Below are 16880 nucleotides of genomic sequence, written 5' to 3'. Positions count from 1 at the left end.
ACACGCGATCATGATCGAACGCGATCCATCCGCCACCACACGCACGGTCCTGCTCTGGCTGTCGTTGGGCGGCCTGTCCGTTCTCGGTTTCCTGGTGATGCAATGGTTCATTGCGCCGGTGGTGTGGGCGCTGATCCTCGCCTATGTCACCTGGCCTTTGTATGCGCGGCTGCGTCATGCATTGCACGATAACGCGATCGGCAGCGCGCTGCTGATGAGCCTGCTGCTGACGACTTCCTTCGTGCTGCCGCTGCTGTGGCTGATCAGCCTGATGCAAACCGAATTCATTTCCGCTGCGCAGGGCATCTCCAACTATCTGAATCAGGGGCCGCGCCGCCTGCCGGAAGCCGTGCTGGAAATTCCCTGGCTGGGCGAACGCCTGCAGCAAATCTTCAACCGCATCGCCGGCGATCCCTACGCCCTGCGCACCGAAGCACTCGATCTGGCGCAGCGCTGGTTCGGCGAGCTGACCGAGCTGATCGGCGGCGTCGGGCGCAATGCGGCCAAGCTGGCCTTCGCCTTGCTCACCGTCGTATTCGTCTATCGCGACGGCGACATCCTGCTCAGCCAGGTGCGCGCGGCGATGCGGCGCTTCATCGGAGCGCGCGCCGACGCTTATCTGTTTGCCATCGGCAGCACCACCAAGGCAGTGCTGTACGGACTGGTGCTGACCGCGCTGGCGCAGGGCATACTGGCCGGCATCGGTTACTGGGCAGCCGGCATTCGCGCGCCGGCGCTGCTGGGCGCGCTCACGGCGCTGGTGGCGCTGCTGCCTTTCGGCACGCCCCTGGTCTGGGGTTCGCTCGGTGTCTGGCTGCTGCTGTCGGGCCATACCTGGGCGGGTATCGGCCTGCTGCTGTGGGGCTCGCTGGTGGTGAGCTGGGTCGACAATCTGATCCGCCCGCTGGTGATCAGCAGCGCCTCGCACATTCCTTTCCTGCTGGTGCTGTTCGGCGTCATTGGCGGCTTCACCGCCTTCGGCCTGGTCGGCATGTTCGTCGGACCTGTGATCATCGCCGTGCTGATGGCGGTGTGGCGCGAATGGCTGGAAGGCCAGGCCGACTTGGCCGATTGACAAGGACTCACGATCTCACGCCCCGCGCCTTTCCTCTTTTGAATTCCAGTTCGACATCTTGTTGTCGCGCTGCGACTCCCCACAGCCGGAATCGCGTGCGATTCATTTGCATTTCCAGAATTACGATGCACAATGGAAATATGCACATGTGATTCAAACCACGACGGCATCGTAAGAACCTGTTCGGTATGTTTTTGGCATGCCCAAAACATACCGAACAGGTACTAAGGGCAAACCCGCTGAAAGGCGGGGACGCAAAGCTTCCGGGCTTCGCGCGTGATCAGACAGCAAACATGTTGTCGATTGCCGCAAGCTAGCGGGGCCGCCGTAGCTGGCGTAGCGCCGCCCTTTTTCCGACAAGCAGAAACCGGAGAAAGGCGACATATGTTCACCTCCAACTTCTTTTCCCCCAGTGTCACCGCGCTGGCGCTCGCCGCGGCCTTCACGGCATCGGTGCGCGCGGAGGACTTGTCCGCCGTCGATATCGAGCGCAGCAACTCCGTGTCGATCCTGTCCCGCATCAAGGCCGATTATGCGCACCTGCTCGGCGTCACCGGAAATGGCGTCACGATCGCCGTGCTGGATACCGGCATCGCCAGCCATCGCGAATTCGCCGGGGCAGGCAAGCTCGCCCCGGGCTACAACGCGCTCGACGGCGGCAGCGACATCGTCGACAAGGACGGGCATGGGACGCATGTGGCCGGCATTCTGGCGGCACGGCGCGATGGCTACGGCGTGGTCGGCGTCGCCTACGACGCGCGACTGCTGCCGGTCAAGGTTTTCCGGGATGACGGCACCGGCTCCACGACGGCGCTCGATCGCGGATTGCGCCATGCGATCGGCAAGGCCGCGATTGTCAACATGAGCGTGGGCGCGGGCGGCAGCTACGATCCGCAAGCAATGCAGGAAGCGGTGCGATCCGGCCTGCTGATGGTGGTGGCGGCCGGCAACCACGGGATGCGCAATCCGGACTGGCCGGCGCGCTTCGCCAGGGAAAGCTGGGCCAACAGCCAGATCATCGCGGTCGGCGCCGTCGATGCCGGCAATCGCATCGCGTCCTATTCCAACCGCGCCGGCGATACCGCGCCCTGGTTCCTGGTCGCGCCCGGCTCGGCCATCGTATCGACCTATCTCGACGGCCAGTATGCATACATGTCGGGCACCTCGATGGCCACGCCCATGGTCAGCGGCGCGGCTGCGCTGGTGAAGCAGATGTGGCCGTCCTTGAGCGCGGACCAGATTGCGACCATCCTGTTCGTGACCGCAACCGACCTGGGCGCGCCCGGCATCGATCCGGTCTACGGGCGCGGGCTGTTGAATATCGAACGCGCCTTGCAACCGATCGGCGAGGTCACCACCACCACGCTCAACGGCAAGCGCATCAGCGTGCTGAGCGGCTCGGTGCAGCCTTCGCCGGCGACCAGCATGCTGTGGAACCTGGCCGCCGCCGGCCAGTTGCGCGTGTTCGGCGTGGACGATTTCCAGCGCGACTTCCAGGTCGATATGGGCACGGCGATGGTGCGGCCGACGCCGCTGTCGCTGGAGCAGGCATTCGACAGCATGGACCGCAGGATGGAAGTGGTGGAGCAATTGCTCGATGGCGGCGGCAGGTTTTCGGTTGCCTACGGGCGGATATCGCGCATGCCGGGATCGGAGCACGGATTCGACCTGGCGCAAGCCCGGATTGTCTCCTTGTCCTTCTCATCCGCGCAGAACGGCGGCACCGAGGCCGCATTCGGCGTCGGCGGACTGGCCGGCAGTTATTTCGGTGCGGGCGGACTGCGCCTGCCGGAGGGCGCGTCGCTGGAACAGGTGGGCGCGCTGTCCAATCCTTACTTCACGCTGGTGCCCGATGCGTCGCATGCGGCGCTTGCGCAGCAGGTCGGCGAAGTGAAGCTGAAGTTCGGCGTGCTGAGCGCCGGCCTGAACCGGCTGCTGGCATCGCAGGACGGCATTGCACTGCCGTCATCGGCGGTCCCGGTGCACGCGAGTTCGGCCCTGTTCGAAGTCTCGCGCAGTTTCGGCCGCGCTGCATTGTCGGTGTCGATGTCGCAAACCAATGAAGCCAACGCCTATCTCGGCGCCTATTCGAGCAGCGCGATGTCCTTCGGCGCAGGCACGTCGACCGGTGCGGTGCAACTGGCCGGCGCGCTGCTGCTGGCGCCCAAGGTGACGCTCGCCGGGCAGGCCTCCTACGGCGTGACGCCCGGCATGACGGCGACCGACAGCCTGGTCACCGAAATCACGCGTGCCAGGACCAATGCGTTTTCAGTCGCACTGGTGGCCGCCGACCGGTTGAAGCAAGGCGATCGCATGAGCTTGTCCTTGTCGCAACCCATGCGTGCGTATTCGGGCAGGATCGTGATGGACATGCTGTCGGGGCAAGGCGGCACGCCCTCGCGCGAACGGCTGATTTTTTCCATGGTGCCCCTGGGGCGCGAGATGCGCGCCGAAATCAACTACCTGGCACCGGTCGGCCGACGCGGTACCGTGGGCGTGTCGCTGACCGTGCGGCGCGATCCGAACAACATGATCGACGTGGCGGCGGAAAAGCTGCTGGCCGTGCGCTACGCAAGCGCGTTTTGAGCAATTGAATCGCATCGGCTCGAACTGGACGCGCCGCGTGCTGAAGACTAAGCTGTTGGAGCAAGCCTGCAATTTCTGTTAACGCCGTTGCGGCCCGACCGCGCGGAACGGCTGGAAAGAACCATGTCCCGCGACTCTTTAACGCAAGACGAATCAGCGCCGCAATCCGAGGCCGACCGCAGCTTCTGGAACTATCGCTACAAGTTCCCGCGCAAGGTCGAGGCCGCGTTTCAGGCCGAGATGGATCGCATGCGCGAACGCCGGATATACAAGACCGGCCTGACGGCGGTGCTCTTGTATTCCGCGTTCGCGCTCACCGATCCGGCCATGGTGCCGGACGCCTATCTGCAGGCGTGGGCGATACGTTTCCTGGTCGTCGTGCCGTTTCTCCTGATGACGACCTGGTTCGTGTACAAGCTGCGGCGTCCGTTTGCGCGCGAAATGCTGCTTTCCGCGGCCCTGATCGTGTCCGGCATCAGCATGCCCTGGATCGCCGGCCTCAGCAGACATCCGAATGCGGCGCATTTCCAGACCGGCATCACACTCATCCTGTTGTTTGGCAACATCGTGCTGAACCTGCGCTTTCGCAGTGCGCTGATCACCTCCATGCTGATGGCGCTCCTGTACGGGCTGACCCTGACCCGCTTCGGCGCCCTGACGCCGGAAGTCAGGTTCAACAACTTGCTGTTCTGCCTGGCCGCCGTTGCCATCAGCCTGATCGCCAATTTCAGGATGGACCAGGATCAGCGTCGCGCCTACCTGGCGCGCATGCGCGAAATCGAGCGCAATGACGAGCTGAGCCACGCCGTGGAACTGCTGGCGAAGATCTCGGCCGAAGATGAGATGACGCAAATTGCCAACCGCCGTGAGTTCGACCGCCGCCTGCATCTCGAATGGAGCCGCGCGCGGCGCGAATCGAAGCCGGTCGCGGTGGTGCTGGCCGACGTCGACTTCTTCAAGAATTACAACGATCACTACGGCCATCCGGCGGGCGACGACTGCCTGAAACGGATCGCCGCGGCACTGCGCTCCGTGCCGAAGCGGCCCACCGACCTGGTGGCGCGCTTCGGCGGCGAAGAGTTCGCGGCGCTGCTGCCCGGGGTTGCGGCCGAGGACGCCGCTGCCATTGCGGAACGCATGCGGCAGGCGATCGTCGACCTGCAGATTCCCCACGCCGCCTCGCGTATCGGACCGGGCGTGACGGTCAGCTTCGGCGTGGCGGCCATGCTGCCGGTCGCGCACGAGCTGCCGGCGGAATTGATCGCGGCCGCCGACGCGGCGCTCTATCGCGCGAAGGAACAGGGACGGAATCGGGTAGCGGTGTACGAAGAGAATCAGACCGTTCCCTTGGTGCGAGCGGATTACTAGCATGCATGTTTTCACCTATGGCTCGCTGATGTTTCCACAGGTCTGGACGCGCGTCGTGCGCGGCGCCTACCGCTCAATCCCGGCCCGGCTCGACGGCCACGCGCGCTTCGCGATCAGCGGCGAAACCTATCCCGGCATGGTGCCCAGGACCGGCGAGACGGTGCAAGGCGTGCTGTATTTCGATGTGTCCGCGCAGGATATCGATGCGCTCGACACTTTCGAGGGCGCAGATTACCGGCGCGATGCAGTCAAAGTGACACTGGAATCCGGCGAAATCCTCGCCGCCTGTACTTATATTTACTTGCTTTCGCAAAACTTGTCCGAATCACCATGGATGCCGGCGGCATTTCAGATGGAACGATTCCTCGGTTCCTGGTGCCGCGACAAATTGGGAGATTGAGGGCGAGCCGGTATAATTCTCCCCATCCTCACATTTGACATGATGGCCATGGGGCGACCCACTAATGCCATCATTTTTTATCCCATGCTCGCTTCACAAAAACAACAGATTATCGACCTGTTCCAGGCCGCGCTTGCACCCATCGTCGCCGGAACGGATCTGCAACCGAACGTGGTGCTGGAACGCCCGCGCGATCCGGCACACGGCGACATCGCCTGCAACATCGCGATGCAACTGGCCAAGCCGCTGAAAAAGAACCCGCGCGAACTCGCGCAGGCCATCGTCGCATCGGTCCTCGCCAACAAGGGCGACCTGATCGAGACTGCCGACATCGCCGGCCCGGGCTTCATCAATCTGCGCATCGCGACCGCCGCCAAGCAGGCGGTGGTCCATGCGATCTTCAAGGAAGGCGCGCAATTCGGCAAGAGCACGGCCGGCGCCGGCAAGAAGGTGATGGTGGAATTCGTGTCCGCCAATCCGACCGGACCGCTGCACGTCGGTCACGGGCGACAGGGCGCGCTCGGCGACGCGCTGTCGTCCCTGCTGGAAGTGCAAGGCTATGCGGTCACGCGCGAGTTCTACTACAACGACGCGGGTGCCCAGATCGGCAATCTCGCCTACTCGGTGCAGGCGCGCGCACGCGGCCTGAAGCCGGGCGACGAACACTGGCCGGAATCGGCCTACAACGGCGACTACATCGCCGACATCGCCGCCGATTTCCTGGCGAAGAAAACCGTGGCCGCCAGCGACGGCAAGCCGGTCACCGCGACCGGCGACGCCAACGACCTCGAATCGATCCGCATGTTCTCGGTTGCCTACCTGCGCCGCGAGCAGGACCTCGATCTGCAGGCATTCGGCGTCAAGTTCGACAACTACTACCTCGAATCCTCGCTGTACCACGACGGCAGGGTGGAGGCCGCGGTCAATGCGCTGGTCAAGGCCGGCAAGACCTACGAGCTGGACGGCGCGCTGTGGCTGCGCACCACCGATTACGGCGACGACAAGGACCGCGTGATGAAGAAGTCGGACGGCTCCTACACCTACTTCGTGCCGGACGTCGCCTATCACATCACCAAGTGGCAGCGCGGTTACGGCAAGGTGATCAACGTGCAGGGCAGCGACCATCACGGCACCATCGCGCGCGTGCGCGCGGGTCTGCAGGCTGTCGACCTCGGCATCCCCGAGGGCTATCCCGACTACGTGCTGCACAAGATGGTCACCGTGATGAAGAACGGCGAGGAAGTCAAGATTTCCAAGCGCGCCGGCTCCTATGTGACGGTGCGCGACCTGATCGAATGGTCGGCCGGCGACGCAAAGGACGAGAACGGCGAACGCGACCTTACGCGCGGACGCGACGCGGTGCGCTTCTTCCTCATCTCGCGCAAAGCCGATACCGAATTCACTTTCGATGTCGATCTCGCATTGTCGCAATCGGACGAAAACCCGGTGTACTACGTGCAGTACGCGCATGCGCGCATCTGCTCGGTGATGGCGCAATGGGGCGGCGATGAAGCGACGCTCAAGGGTGTCGATTTGTCAGCGCTGACTTCGCCGCGCGAGGCGGCCCTGCTGGCCAAGCTGGCCGAATATCCGGAAATGCTGCAGAAAGCACTCGACGAACTCGGCCCGCATCAGGTAGCGTTCTATCTGCGCGACCTGGCCGGCGAGCTGCACAGCTACTACAACGCCGAGCGGGTGCTGGTCGACGACGCGTCCACCAGAATGGCCCGTCTTGCGTTAATGTATGCAACGCGTCAGGTCTTGCGTAACGGGCTGGCGCTGATCGGGGTATCTGCCCCGGCGCGCATGTAACATGAAGTAACTGAGGACGTATGCACAAGTACAACAGGCAACAGGGCGGGACGATTTTAGGCATCATCATCGGCTTGATCATCGGTCTTGGAATCGCGCTCGGCGTGGCGGTCACCATCAACAAGACGCCGGTGCCGTTCACCGACAAGTTCGGCAGGCAGAAGACCGCCGAGCCGACCGCCGGCCAGATCGGCGATCCGAACAAGCCCTTGTATGGCAACAAGGCTGCCGCGAAGGACGCGGCAAAGGACTTCATGAAGGAAACGCCGCCGGAAAACACCGCCGCACCGCAGCCGGACAAGAAAGCGGAAGTCGTGAAGGTCGATCCCAAGCTGGACAGCAAGGCGCCGGTGGTCGAGGCGTCGTCCGACAAGGCGAAGAAAGCGGATGCCGAGGCCAAGGCGGATGGCGCAGAAGACAAGTGGACCTATTTCCTGCAGGCGGGCGCGTTCCGCGAACAGGCTGATGCCGAAAGCATGCGCGCCAAACTCGCATTGCAAGGCGTGGAGGCCAAGGTATCCGAGCGCCAGTCGGAAAACGGCGTCCTGTACCGGGTCCGCGTCGGTCCGTTCACGCAACTCGATGCGATGAACAAGGTCCGGGGCAAACTGTCTGACAACGGCGTCGATGCGGCGGTGGTGCGCATCGCGAAATAGTTATTTCACCAAGAAAAAAGGAAGCATATGCGTTTTCTTAAACATGCACTGGCAGCACTGACGCTGGGCCTGGTTGCCATCGGCGCAAGCGCTGCGCCGAACAATCCGCAGAATGGCGTCGACTATCGCACGCTCGACAAGCCGCAGCAGACCGATTCCGGCAAGAAGGTCGAAGTCAGCGAGTTCTTCTGGTATTCCTGCCCGCACTGCAACGCCTTCGAGCCGGATTTGGAGGAGTGGGTGAAGAAGCAGGGCGACAACATCGTGTTCAAGCGTGTGCCCGTTGCCTTCCGCGATTCCATGATCCCGCAGCAGAAGCTGTATTACGCGCTGGAAGCCATGGGCAAGGTGGACGAGCTGCATGTCAAGGTCTTCAACGCCATCCACGTGCAGCACCAACGTCTCGACACCGATAACGCGATCGCCGATTTCGTTGCCAAGAACGGCATCGACAAGAAAAAGTTTCTCGACGTCTACAATTCCTTCGGTGTGCAAAGCAAGGCCCGCCGCGCTGCGCAGCTGCAGGGAGACTATCAGGTCGACGGCGTGCCGCTGGTGGCCATCGACGGCCGCTTCCTGACCTCGCCGTCCATCGTCGGCGCCAGCATGGGCAATCGTCCGGAGTCGGTGCTGTTCGAAGGGACGCTGCAAGTGATGGATGCGCTGGTGGCGAAAGTGGCGAAGGAAAAGAACGGTTCGGCAACAGCGCCCGCCGCTGCGAAGAAGAGCAAATAAAGAGCAGTCAAGCCGCAACGTATTACACTGCTGGTCCGTCCTCGCGAGAGGACGGACTTTTTTATTTCCAGGGCAGCATCCAAAAAAGAAAACAAAGGAGAATTGAGACACTTATGAAGCGCGTATTCATCACCGGGGCATCCAGCGGCATTGGCGCCGCACTTGCACGCCACTATGCTGCACAAGGCGCAACGCTCGGCCTGGCCGCGCGACGCCGCCCCATGCTGGAAGCACTGGCCGCCAGCCTGCCCAATCCGGAGCGCCATCAACTGTATGCGCTCGACGTCACCGACCACGGTGCGCTGGCCGATGCGGCGGCGCATTTCATCAGGACAGCGGGCGGTGCCGATATCGTCATTGCCAACGCCGGGATATCCCAGGGCACCTTGACCGAATACGCCGAAGACCTTCCGGTGTTTGAGCGGATCTTCGCCACCAATGTGACCGCCACGGTCGCGACCTTCTCGTCGTTCATCGGCGCCATGAAGGAACAGGCCAGATCGGGCAGTCGCGACTGCCGCCTGGTCGGCATTGCCAGCATCGCCGGCGTGCGCGGCCTTCCGGGCGTGGAGGCCTACAGCGCGTCGAAAGCGGCGGTCATCAGCTATTGCGAGTCCTTGCGCGTGGAAATGAAGAAGAGCGGCATCCGGGTAGTGACGATTGCTCCCGGTTTCATCGATACCCCGATGACGCGAATCAACAAGTACCGGATGCCGTTCCTGATGCCGGTGGATAAATTCGCCGCCAAGGCCGCTGCTGCCATCGATGCGGGCGTCAGCTCGATCGTGCTTCCGTGGCAGATGAGCATTGCGGCGAAACTGGTGCGGGCGCTGCCGAACTGGCTGTTCGACCTTGCCTTTGCCAACGCGCCGCACAAGGGGCGCAATTGAGCGGGTGGCTTGACGCGCTGGGTGTCGAGCATCGGCCGATTGCGCCGTCCTCGACGCCGCGCATCGTGTCGCTGGTGCCTTCGATCACCGAATTGCTGTGCGAGCTCGGGCTCGCGCCCTGGCTGGTCGGACGCACGGGATTCTGCGTGCATCCGGCCGACATCGTGCGCAATATTCCGAAAATCGGCGGCACCAAGGACGTCAACATAGCCAAGATCCGCAAGCTTGCGCCGACGCATCTGATCGTGAACATCGATGAGAACGAGAAATCCTCGGTTGATGTCCTCGCGCAGTTTGTTCCGCATGTCATCGTCACGCATCCGCTGACGCCACGGGACAATCTTGCGCTGTTTCGACTGATCGGCGGCATCTTTCGCGTCGAGCCGGCGGCGGAAGCCCTGTGCGCGGCATTCGAGCAGGAATATGCGGCATTGCGGGCGACGCCGAAGGAGCCGCCGCAAACCATGCTCTACTGCATCTGGAAAGACCCGTGGATGACCGTTTCGCGCGATACCTATATCGCGAACATGATGGCGGAGATCGGCTGGCAATGCTGGAATGCGCCCGGTACGACCGCCCGTTATCCGAGCTTCGAATGGTCGGATGCGCTGGTGCAATCGATTGACGGCGTGCTGCTGTCGAGCGAGCCGTATCGTTTCACCGAGGCGCATGTCGATGCCCTGGAGAAGCAGATCGGCAAGCCGGTCCAGCTGCTCGACGGCGAAATGATGTCCTGGTACGGCAGCCGTGCGATCGCCGGCTTGCGGTATCTGCGGGCCCTGGGTGGTTCCTAGGCGATTATTTCTGGCGTTGCATGCGCACCAGCATGCGAATGAAGTCGCGCGCAATGGCCTGGTGGTGGTCGTCCAGGCGCTGCAGGTCGGCGATCAGCTTGACGTCGGCCGATTCAAAGCGCGCCGGGCTTCCTGGGGCGTCCACAGTGGTGTGGGTTTCAGTGCCGCCGAAACGCAGCCATTCGGCCGGCACCCCGAGCCACTGGGCCAGCGCACGCAGTTTTTCCTGCGTGGGAATGGCTTCGCCGACCAACCACTTGCGCGCGGCATGCACCGTGATCGGGCGGCCTTCAAAGCGGATGTTGAATTCCCGCGCCAGTTGGGTCGGGCTGTCGGGAGAGTAATCGGCATTGCGCAGAGCGAGCTGCAGCCGTTCACTAAAACCTTCTCGTTCAATTGATGGATTCATGACCGCGCACTATTCCATGTCATCCATTGACAGTCAGTCTCTCGATGAAAGGAACTTCTTGTGACCAGATGTGTTCAGTGAAGGTAACACATAATTGACAAAATCAGTCAAGTTTGACAGGCGCGAGTGATATCAGTGCGGGAAAAAATCGGTCCGGAGGAAGAAAAGATCGATGAAGATCTGCGCCGCGTGCATGGCGCAGGTCTTCGGGAGGGGGAACGATCCGTCTGTTGTCAGCCGCGCAGGCGGAAGCGGATGATGCCGTCGCTGCCGGTTTCGCGCGCCAGCATGCCGTCGAACCAGAGCTTGTGCAGATGCGCGAGCGCTTCACCCATGGCAAAGGTCAGTTGGTGCGCGTCCAGTTTCCGCTTGAACATGATGGGTACGATGTCCGCTGCCGACTGCGGCACCGCGCAGGCCTGCACTACCTCCGCCAGGCGCTCGCGATGATGGTCATTCAACTGGCCGATGCGCGTATGCAGTCCGCGAAACGGCTTGCCATGCGAAGGCAGCACCAGCGTGTCGTCCGGCAGGTCGTGGTATTTCTCGAGCGAGTCGAGATATTGCTGCACCGGATTGGATTCCGGTTCGATGGCGAAGACCGACACATTGGTTGAAATGCGCGGCAGGACCATGTCGCCCGAAATCAGTATGTTCAGGTCTGCGCAATACAGGGATGCATGTTCCGGTGCATGGCCGAAACCGGTGATCACGCGCCAGGCATGATCGCCGATGCGCAATACCTGCTTGTCCTGCATGCGGTGATAGGACGCCGGCACGGCCGGCACCAGCGACGGATAATAGCTCTTGCGGTTTTGCAGTTGCTCGATCATTTCCGGATCGGTCAGGCCGTGGCGCTGGAAGTGCGGCAGTGCCGCCACGCCGTCGGCGCCGGGCAGCGAGGCCGACATCATGCGCGCAAAGCCGTATTCGCCGGTCGTCATCCACAAGGGCGCGTTCCAGCGCTTGCACAGCCACTCGGACAAGCCGACATGGTCCGGATGGCAATGCGTGGCGATCACGCGCACGATCGGCAAGCCGTCCAGATGCGACGCAAAGATCGTTTCCCAGGACGTGCGCGTTGCTTCGGTGGCAATGCCGCAATCGACAACCGTCCAGCCGGCATCATCCCGGACCAGCCACAGATTGATGTGGTCGAGCGCAAACGGCAGTCCCATGCGCAGCCACAAAACGCCGGGGGCGACTTCCTGAACGGTGCCCGGTGCCGGGAGTGCATTGCCAAGAGGATAACTGAGCTGCGATTCGAGGTGATTCATCAATGAGGCTTTCGGTATGCAAATTGTCAATCTGGCATGTTCACATTTGCCGCCAGCGCGCCTACAATGGCACGACTGATTGACGTTAACGTAAACTGCAATCGGTTCCGACGATTGTAAACACAAACTCTCTTTGCTGCAGACGCCCTCCATGCCGACCTACACCATTACCGAACTGGCCCGTGAGTTCGACATCACGCCGCGCGCGATCCGCTTCTACGAAGACCAGGGCCTGCTCAGCCCCAAGCGTGAAGGCGCGGGCGGCCGCACCCGCGTGTACAGTCCGCGCGAGCGTACCCGCCTGAAGCTGACCTTGCGCGGCAAGCGGCTCGGCCTGAGCCTGCTGGAGATCAAGGCGCTGGTCGACATGTATGAATCGCCCAAGGACACGACGGCGCAACTGAAGCGCTTTCTGACCGTGCTGGCGCAGCATCGCGAAACGCTGGAGCGCCAGCGCGAAGACCTGGAGGTGACGCTGGCGGAAATCGCGGCGCACGAGGAGGAATGCCGTCGTCTGCTCGCGGGCGACAAAGGCGCGAAAGCGGCGCTGGCGGAGAAAAAATCCGCCGCGCGCCGTCTGAAAGATGCTGCCTGATTCGGCGCAATACCGTATTTTCACCGTACCTGCTTTACGTTTACGTAAACGTCAATTGGCGGTATGATCCTGCAAGATTGGCGATATGCCACCGTATCCCACGTATAAGGAGAGGAAGACATGATCCACCTGCCCGGCCTGACTTTTGACCATGGCGAAGACATCGCCGCGCTGCGCGAAACCGTGCAGCAATTCGCACAGGCGGAAATCGCACCGCGTGCCGCCGAAATCGACCGCACCGACCAGTTCCCGATGGACCTGTGGAAAAAGATGGGCGAACTCGGCTTGCTCGGCGTCACCGTCAGCGAGGAGTACGGCGGCACCGACATGGGCTATCTCGCGCACATCGTCGCGATGGAAGAAATCTCGCGTGCCTCCGCTTCGGTCGGCCTCTCCTACGGCGCGCACTCCAACCTGTGCGTCAACCAGATCAAGCGCAACGGCACCGAAGAGCAGAAGAAGAAATATCTGCCGAAACTGATTTCCGGCGAGTACGTCGGCGCATTGGCCATGTCGGAACCGAATGCCGGTTCCGACGTCGTCAGCATGAAGCTGCGCGCCGACTGGAAGGGCGACCGCTGGGTGCTCAACGGCTCCAAGATGTGGATCACCAATGGCCCGGATGCCGACGTGATGGTGGTGTACGCGAAGAACGACATCGAAGCCGGGCCGCGCGGCATGACCGCCTTCCTGGTCGAGAAGGGCTACAAGGGTTTCTCCGTCGCACAGAAGCTCGACAAGCTCGGCATGCGCGGCTCGCACACCGGCGAACTGGTGTTCCAGGATTGCGAAGTGCCGGCGGAAAACGTGCTGGGCGGTCTGGGCAAGGGCGTCAACGTGCTGATGTCCGGCCTTGATTTCGAGCGCACCGTGCTGTCCGGCGGTCCGCTGGGCATCATGCAGGCGTGCATGGATGTTGTCGTGCCCTACATCCACGAGCGCAAGCAGTTCGGCCAGCCGATCGGCGAATTCCAGCTGATGCAAGGCAAGGTTGCCGACATGTATTCGACCATGATGGCATGCAAGGCTTACGTCTACGCTGTCGGTCAGGCTTGCGACCGCGCCAAGAGTCCGGAACTGGTACGCGCGCTGCGCAAGGATGCTGCCGGCGCGATCCTGTACTCCGCCGAAAAGGCGACCTGGATGGCGGGCGAAGCGATCCAGACGCTGGGTGGCAACGGCTACATCAATGAAAACCCGACCGGCCGTCTGTGGCGCGATGCCAAGCTGTACGAAATCGGCGCCGGCACCAGCGAAATCCGCCGCATGCTGATCGGCCGCGAATTGTTTGCAGAGACAAAATAAAAACAGGCCGCCGCAGAGCTCCTCCTGCGAGGTGCTCGTAGCGCGGAGGAGACCAGTCAATGCGAGCGCCCGATCCCAATTATCGTCAGGTTGTGGAAGACGGTTTCCGTGAAGCCGCCTTTCTCACCGATCTCGGCATCAAGCTTGTCGATTTCGGCCCCGGCTGGTGCGAATCATCCTTGCGCATCCATCCGCGTCATCTGCAGCACACCGGCGTCATCCACGCCGGTGTCCAGGCGACCCTTGCAGACCATACCGCCGGCGGCGCGGCCATGTCGGTCACGCCCGCCCATGAGTACATCCTGACGCTGGAGTTCAAGCTGCACCTGCTGCGTCCCGGCAAGGGCGAAGAACTGCGATGCTGCGCGCACGTGCTCAAGCCCGGCAAGGCGTTCCACGTGGTCGAATCCGAAGTCTTCGCCATGGCAGGAGACAAGAAGACGCTCATCAGCAAGCTGACCGCCACCATGGCGGTGCTGCCGCGCGAGCAGGGCGACTCAACCGGCATGTAAAGGAAGCGGCCATGCAGATCGAGACATATCGCGGCTTCGTCTATCCCTGGTCGATGGACCATGTGGGGCACATGAACGTGCAGTTCTACACCGCGCGTTTTGACGAGGCGACCTGGCACTTCTTCGCGCGCATCGGGCTCACGCCCGGCTTCCTGAAAGAGAACAGGCGCGGCATGGTCGCGCTCGACCAGCGCACGCAATACAAGCTGGAAGTGCATGCCGGTTCGCTGCTGCACGTGACCAGCGAACTGCTGGAAATCAAGCGCAAGACCGTGCGCTTCCTGCATCGCATGTTCAACAGCGAAACGGGACAGGAAGTGGCGACCACCGAACTGGTCGGTGCGTTCCTCGATACGGATACGCGCAAGACCACCGAATTTCCGCAATCGGTACTTGATGCCGCTCAAGTGTTGCTCGGCGACGCAAACAGCGCCGAAAGTTGAAGACATGGCAACTCGTAGTCTTACGGTAGTGATTTTTTGACATGGCGAAGTAATATCCATCATGGACACCCCGCTCACCTCGATACTCCGACACCGCCGCGCGCCAAATGCGCTGTCCGGCGTCATGCTGCGGAGTGCGGTTTGCGGCGGCGGGCGCATGGATTTGGCTACACTGGAGGCTTGGATTAAACATTTCGAGCTATCACGATGCCATTGACCGCCTTTCCCAAACTCCTCTCCTCGCAGATCGCGTTCGATATTGCGCGCACGATCCTGGACGGCTTCGACAAGCACTATCGCCTGTTCCGTGCCGCCAGCCAGGATGCCAAGCGCTACTTCGAAACCTGCGACTGGAAAACCGCGCAGCTCAAGGCACGCGAACGCATCGCCTTTTACGATCATCGCGTGCACGAATGCGTGCAGACCCTGGAGGATGAATACGACCAGGAGGAAATCAGCGACGACGTCTGGCGCGAAGTGAAACTCCACTACATCGGCCTGCTGATCAACCACAAGCAGCCGGAACTGGCGGAAACCTTTTTCAATTCCGTGTGCTGCAACATCCTGCACCGCGCCTATTTCCATAACGACTTCATCTTCGTGCGGCCGGCCGTCTCGACCGAGTACATCGAGCCGGAAGAGGGCTTGCCGACCTACCGCGTCTACTATCCCGCAACGGATGGCTTGCACTACACCCTGAAGCGCATCGTCACCAACTTCCAGCTCGCGGCACCTTTCGCCGATCTCGACCGCGACGTCGGCTTTGTCGAGTCGCGCATGCGCGCGCTGTTCGGTTCCGACCTGCTGGAGCCGAACCATCAGATCCAGGTGCTGTCGAGCTTGTTCTATCGCAACAAGGGCGCCTACATCGTCGGCAAGGGCATCAACGGCAATCGCATCTATCCCTTCGTCGTGCCCATCCTGTACAACCGCAAGCGCGAAATGGTGCTGGACACGGTGATCTTCGACCCGACCCTGATCACGGTGCTGTTCTCGTTCACCCGCGCCTACTTCATGGTCGACATGGAGGTGCCCTCGGCCTATGTGCAGTTCCTGCGCACGCTGATGCCGTACAAGCCGCGCAGCGAGATCTACACCATCCTCGGCCTGCAGAAGCTGGGCAAGAATGCGTTCTACCGCGACTTCCTGCATCACCTGCATCATTCTTCTGACTGCTTCGAGGCCGCGCCCGGCATTCGCGGCCTGGTGATGGTGGTGTTCGCGCTGCCGTCCTTTCCGTACGTGTTCAAGGTCATCAAGGATCATTTCCCGCCGCCGAAGGAAACAACCCGTGCGCAGGTCAAGGAAAAATACCTGCTGGTGAAATACCATGACCGTGTCGGTCGCATGGCCGATACGCTGGAATATTCGAACGTCGCCTTTCCGCGCTCGCGCTTCTCGATGGAACTGCTGGCCGAACTGAAGGAGGTCGCGCCCTCCATCGTCGAGGAAGAGGGCGAGGAGATCATCATCAAGCATTTGTACATCGAACGCCGCATGACGCCGCTCAACATCTGGCTGTCGGAAGCGGAAAAGCGCGGTGACCATGCGGCGGTCGAACACGGCGTGGTCGAGTACGGCAACGCCATCAAGGATATGGTCGGCGTCAACATCTTTCCGGGCGATATGCTGTACAAGAACTTTGGTGTGACCCGTCATGGACGCGTGGTGTTTTACGACTATGATGAAATCGAATACATCACCGACTGCAACTTCCGGACGATCCCCGTGGCCCGCAACGAGGAAGATGAGATGTCGAGCGAGCCCTGGTATCCGGTCGCGAAGAACGACGTGTTCCCGGAACAGTTCGAGACCTTCCTGCTCGGCAATCCGGAAGTGCGGAAGTACTTCCTGAAGCACCACGCCGACCTGCTCACGCCGCAGTACTGGCAGAACGCGAAGCAGCGCCTGCTCGAAGGCATCGTCGAAGATGTGTTCCCGTATCCGCAGGAATTGCGTTTCAGCTACAAATCCTTACCCCCGGCGGCGCAAGCTGCCTAGTTCGCAGACCTTTGGAGAAAAT

Annotated in this window: 16 protein-coding genes and 1 riboswitch; of the genes, 14 read left to right on the top strand and 2 right to left on the bottom strand. The window is 61.8% G+C overall.

Annotated elements, in window-relative coordinates; translation table 11 throughout:
- Window positions 1-10: 10 nt before the first annotated feature.
- The 9 genes from E6W33_RS22985 (at window position 11) to E6W33_RS22945 (ending at window position 10316) form a co-directional block, all read left to right on the top strand.
- Window positions 11-1075 carry an AI-2E family transporter gene (locus E6W33_RS22985; RefSeq protein WP_136419699.1) on the top strand — a complete coding sequence of 355 codons (1065 nt, stop codon included), beginning with the start codon at window positions 11-13 and terminating at the stop codon, window positions 1073-1075.
- Window positions 1076-1294: 219 nt separating this feature from the next.
- A riboswitch (cyclic di-GMP riboswitch) is annotated at window positions 1295-1405 on the top strand.
- A 54-nt stretch (window positions 1406-1459) separates the two neighbouring features.
- Window positions 1460-3661 (top strand): S8 family peptidase, encoded by a 2202-nt coding sequence (locus E6W33_RS22980; protein WP_136419698.1) that lies wholly within the window; start codon window positions 1460-1462, stop codon window positions 3659-3661.
- A gap of 123 nt (window positions 3662-3784) precedes the next feature.
- Window positions 3785-5029: a diguanylate cyclase gene (locus E6W33_RS22975; RefSeq protein ID WP_136419697.1), complete on the top strand. Its 1245-nt coding sequence runs from the start codon at window positions 3785-3787 to the stop codon at window positions 5027-5029.
- A gap of 1 nt (window position 5030) precedes the next feature.
- Window positions 5031-5429, top strand: coding sequence for a gamma-glutamylcyclotransferase family protein (locus E6W33_RS22970; protein WP_136419696.1), 399 nt, complete (start codon window positions 5031-5033; stop codon window positions 5427-5429).
- A gap of 84 nt (window positions 5430-5513) precedes the next feature.
- The gene (gene argS, locus E6W33_RS22965; RefSeq protein ID WP_136419752.1) at window positions 5514-7241 is read left to right on the top strand and encodes an arginine--tRNA ligase; all 1728 of its coding nucleotides are present in this window, start codon (window positions 5514-5516) and stop codon (window positions 7239-7241) included.
- A gap of 20 nt (window positions 7242-7261) precedes the next feature.
- Window positions 7262-7897, top strand: a complete 636-nt coding sequence (locus E6W33_RS22960; protein WP_136419695.1) for an SPOR domain-containing protein — start codon at window positions 7262-7264, stop codon at window positions 7895-7897.
- A 27-nt stretch (window positions 7898-7924) separates the two neighbouring features.
- Complete coding sequence (locus E6W33_RS22955) at window positions 7925-8632, top strand: thiol:disulfide interchange protein DsbA/DsbL (protein ID WP_136419694.1); 708 nt, start codon at window positions 7925-7927, stop codon at window positions 8630-8632.
- Between the two features lie 113 nt (window positions 8633-8745).
- On the top strand, window positions 8746-9522 hold the full coding sequence (locus E6W33_RS22950) for an SDR family oxidoreductase (RefSeq protein WP_136419693.1): 777 nt from the start codon (window positions 8746-8748) through the stop codon (window positions 9520-9522).
- 17 nt (window positions 9523-9539) lie between these two features.
- Entirely contained in the window at window positions 9540-10316 is a 777-nt protein-coding gene (locus E6W33_RS22945; protein ID WP_247869752.1) for a helical backbone metal receptor, read from the top strand.
- Between the two features lie 4 nt (window positions 10317-10320).
- Here E6W33_RS22945 and E6W33_RS22940 read toward each other — a convergent pair whose 3' ends face one another.
- Together E6W33_RS22940 and E6W33_RS22935 are read right to left on the bottom strand one after the other, a co-directional pair.
- The gene (locus E6W33_RS22940; protein WP_136419691.1) at window positions 10321-10725 is read right to left on the bottom strand and encodes a hypothetical protein; all 405 of its coding nucleotides are present in this window, start codon (window positions 10723-10725) and stop codon (window positions 10321-10323) included.
- 233 nt (window positions 10726-10958) lie between these two features.
- Window positions 10959-12002: an MBL fold metallo-hydrolase gene (locus E6W33_RS22935; protein ID WP_136419690.1), complete on the bottom strand. Its 1044-nt coding sequence runs from the start codon at window positions 12000-12002 to the stop codon at window positions 10959-10961.
- A gap of 151 nt (window positions 12003-12153) precedes the next feature.
- On the opposite strand from E6W33_RS22935, the gene E6W33_RS22930 reads away from it, so the two are divergent.
- From E6W33_RS22930 to aceK, 5 genes are all read left to right on the top strand, one after another.
- Entirely contained in the window at window positions 12154-12597 is a 444-nt protein-coding gene (locus E6W33_RS22930) for a MerR family DNA-binding transcriptional regulator (protein WP_136419689.1), read from the top strand.
- 120 nt (window positions 12598-12717) lie between these two features.
- The gene (locus tag E6W33_RS22925; protein WP_136419688.1) at window positions 12718-13902 is read left to right on the top strand and encodes an isovaleryl-CoA dehydrogenase; all 1185 of its coding nucleotides are present in this window, start codon (window positions 12718-12720) and stop codon (window positions 13900-13902) included.
- 59 nt (window positions 13903-13961) lie between these two features.
- Complete coding sequence (locus E6W33_RS22920) at window positions 13962-14414, top strand: PaaI family thioesterase (protein ID WP_136419687.1); 453 nt, start codon at window positions 13962-13964, stop codon at window positions 14412-14414.
- An 11-nt stretch (window positions 14415-14425) separates the two neighbouring features.
- Window positions 14426-14857, top strand: a complete 432-nt coding sequence (locus E6W33_RS22915; RefSeq protein ID WP_136419686.1) for a thioesterase family protein — start codon at window positions 14426-14428, stop codon at window positions 14855-14857.
- Between the two features lie 207 nt (window positions 14858-15064).
- Window positions 15065-16858: a bifunctional isocitrate dehydrogenase kinase/phosphatase gene (gene aceK / locus E6W33_RS22910; RefSeq protein WP_136419685.1), complete on the top strand. Its 1794-nt coding sequence runs from the start codon at window positions 15065-15067 to the stop codon at window positions 16856-16858.
- Window positions 16859-16880: the final 22 nt, after the last annotated feature.

The organism is Herbaspirillum sp. ST 5-3 (genome assembly GCF_004804275.1).
Lineage (GTDB): Bacteria > Pseudomonadota > Gammaproteobacteria > Burkholderiales > Burkholderiaceae_D > Noviherbaspirillum.
Note: the sequence above shows the minus strand (reverse complement) of the source record. Positions and strands in the feature narration are given on the sequence as shown.

What these genes read in the sequence shown, in the direction of transcription:
- E6W33_RS22985 (WP_136419699.1), top strand. Translation starts at nt 11, where the DNA reads ATGATCGAACGCGATCCATCCGCCACCACACGCACGGTCCTGCTCTGG.
- E6W33_RS22980 (WP_136419698.1), top strand. Translation starts at nt 1,460, where the DNA reads ATGTTCACCTCCAACTTCTTTTCCCCCAGTGTCACCGCGCTGGCGCTC.
- E6W33_RS22975 (WP_136419697.1), top strand. Translation starts at nt 3,785, where the DNA reads ATGTCCCGCGACTCTTTAACGCAAGACGAATCAGCGCCGCAATCCGAG.
- E6W33_RS22970 (WP_136419696.1), top strand. Translation starts at nt 5,031, where the DNA reads ATGCATGTTTTCACCTATGGCTCGCTGATGTTTCCACAGGTCTGGACG.
- argS (WP_136419752.1), top strand. Translation starts at nt 5,514, where the DNA reads ATGCTCGCTTCACAAAAACAACAGATTATCGACCTGTTCCAGGCCGCG.
- E6W33_RS22960 (WP_136419695.1), top strand. Translation starts at nt 7,262, where the DNA reads ATGCACAAGTACAACAGGCAACAGGGCGGGACGATTTTAGGCATCATC.
- E6W33_RS22955 (WP_136419694.1), top strand. Translation starts at nt 7,925, where the DNA reads ATGCGTTTTCTTAAACATGCACTGGCAGCACTGACGCTGGGCCTGGTT.
- E6W33_RS22950 (WP_136419693.1), top strand. Translation starts at nt 8,746, where the DNA reads ATGAAGCGCGTATTCATCACCGGGGCATCCAGCGGCATTGGCGCCGCA.
- E6W33_RS22940 (WP_136419691.1), bottom strand. Translation starts at nt 10,725, where the DNA reads ATGAATCCATCAATTGAACGAGAAGGTTTTAGTGAACGGCTGCAGCTC.
- E6W33_RS22935 (WP_136419690.1), bottom strand. Translation starts at nt 12,002, where the DNA reads ATGAATCACCTCGAATCGCAGCTCAGTTATCCTCTTGGCAATGCACTC.
- E6W33_RS22930 (WP_136419689.1), top strand. Translation starts at nt 12,154, where the DNA reads ATGCCGACCTACACCATTACCGAACTGGCCCGTGAGTTCGACATCACG.
- E6W33_RS22925 (WP_136419688.1), top strand. Translation starts at nt 12,718, where the DNA reads ATGATCCACCTGCCCGGCCTGACTTTTGACCATGGCGAAGACATCGCC.
- E6W33_RS22920 (WP_136419687.1), top strand. Translation starts at nt 13,962, where the DNA reads ATGCGAGCGCCCGATCCCAATTATCGTCAGGTTGTGGAAGACGGTTTC.
- E6W33_RS22915 (WP_136419686.1), top strand. Translation starts at nt 14,426, where the DNA reads ATGCAGATCGAGACATATCGCGGCTTCGTCTATCCCTGGTCGATGGAC.
- aceK (WP_136419685.1), top strand. Translation starts at nt 15,065, where the DNA reads ATGCCATTGACCGCCTTTCCCAAACTCCTCTCCTCGCAGATCGCGTTC.